Source organism: Sporichthya brevicatena, from assembly GCF_039525035.1.
In the GTDB taxonomy this organism is placed as follows: domain Bacteria; phylum Actinomycetota; class Actinomycetes; order Sporichthyales; family Sporichthyaceae; genus Sporichthya; species Sporichthya brevicatena.
Map to the genome: position 1 here is coordinate 1 of NZ_BAAAHE010000022.1, position 1,921 is coordinate 1,921.

The 1,921-nt window shown below is 69.9% G+C and carries 1 protein-coding gene and 1 pseudogene; both read left to right on the forward strand.

Features of this window, described 5'->3' with window-relative positions; genetic code table 11:
- Window positions 1-95: 95 nt before the first annotated feature.
- Window positions 96-1,233: pseudogene (locus ABD401_RS14185) on the forward strand (DUF222 domain-containing protein); the annotation flags it as partial.
- A 340-nt stretch (window positions 1,234-1,573) separates the two neighbouring features.
- A partial coding sequence (locus ABD401_RS14190; RefSeq protein ID WP_344605793.1) for an IS110 family transposase occupies window positions 1,574-1,921 on the forward strand: 348 nt, incomplete at its 3' end.

Genomic DNA, 1,921 nt, shown 5'->3' on the forward strand with positions numbered 1-1,921 from the left:
CACCACCGACGGGTCGTTCCTCGCTCACCCATCAAATGCTACTGCACTCAAGCAGATATGCAGAACATGTGTTCGAATCCGGGTAGAATCGTGGTATGTCCGCAGGGGTGGGGACGACGCATCCGGCACTGGCGACCATCGCCAGTGCTGTCGAGGACGTCCGCAAGGTCGCGGCGATGCTCACCGCGGACGAGGTGTGGACCTTCACCGACGCCGATCTGGAGCTGATGGTCCGCGCGCAGTCGGAGTTGGACTCCGCGGTTGCCGCGGTGGGGGTGCGGGCGGTCCGGGAGGCCGACGTGCGCGGGCTGTCGCTGGCGGACGGGAAGATCTCGACCGCGGTGTGGCTGGGGCAGAAACTGGATCTGCACCCGGCCGAGGCGCGGCAACGGGTCAAGGACGCCGACATCCTGTCCCGCAAGGGGAACGCCACCGTCGAGGCGCTCGCCTCCGGGGAGCTGAACCGGGACCAGGCCCGCGCGGTGGCGCGGAGTCTGCGCAAGATCGAGCCCGTCGGCTCCGCCTCTGAGCTCGCCGACGCGGAGGCGTTCTTGTTGGCCAAGGCCCGGGGTGCTGACCCCGAGCGCGATCCTGCGGCTGGGCCGCCACATCGAAGAGGTCCTCGACGAGGACGGCAAGCCCCCGGCACCGGACCCGGACGACCCCAACGGCGACGCCCCGGCGGAGTCCAAGCGGGCGCGCCGGGCCCAGCGGCGACGGTCCCTGACCATCACCGACCTGGGCAACGGGCTGCACCGCATCCGCGGGGAACTGACCGACGAGGTCGCCGCCCTCGTGAAGGCCGCGCTCGACCCCCTCGCCGCGCCGCGGCCGGCCGTCAACGGCCAGCGCGACGAACGCTCCGCCCCGCAACGCCGCCACGACGCGCTCGCCGACGTGTTCCGCCAGTTCCTGCGCTTCGGCGACCTGCCCGCCTCCCACGGCGTGCGCCCGCACCTGCACGTGACCGCGAGCGTGGAGACCATGGCCGGCGACACCGGTCACCCCTTCGCGCGCACCGCGACCGGGGAAGACCTCGACATCCCCACGCTGCAGCGGCTCGCGTGCGATGCCGGGATCACCCCGATCCTGGCGAACACCCTCGGGGTGCCGCTGGCGATGGGCCGCGAGGTCCGCGTCGCCACCCCCGCCCAATGGGCCGCGCTGGTCGCGCGGGACATCGGCTGCATCGGCGTTGGGTGTACGCGCCCCGCCGCGTGGTGCGAGGCCCACAGTGAGGATGAGCGGGCCGATCTCGCGGCGACGATCTGACCTGAGCCAAATGTGACGCCCGTACCGGGGCTGTCTTTGAAATCCCGCTGTCGGACGGGACTGCGAGAGAGGCTATTCGGTGCCGCCTCGAGGGCTCGGTCTGACTCCGAGGCTCATTGACGCCGTTGGCTGTCCACATGTGGAACGGTCGGCTGGGTCTTCGGGGCGGTGCTGTGACGTCACCGCCGAGCCGGACGTGACTTGATAGGAGCTTGCAGCACCAAGCCCCTCACTGTGCTGTCCGCCCGACCCGGTCGGTGACGTGCCACCCAACCCGATCGAGAAGGACGGCGAGTCCAGCATGACCACCAACGCGCTTGCCCGCCAAGTCATCGGCGGCATCGACACTCACAAGAGCACTCATCACGTCGCGGCCCTCGACGCCGCCACCGGTCAATTGCTCGGCGATCAGGAGTTCCCGGCCAACCGGGCCGGCTATCACGCCCTGCAGACCTGGCTGGGTTCGTTCGGCGAGCCGGTCCGGGTCGGCATCGAAGGCACCGGCTCGTTCGGGGCCGGAGTGTTCCGGCATCTGAACGCTGCCGGTGTCGAAGTCATCGAGGTCGCCCGTCAGAACCGCCAGACTCTGAATCGCCCCGGGTCTGGTGGAGGCTCTCATTCCAGGAAGGATGAGAGTCGTGGCAGCACC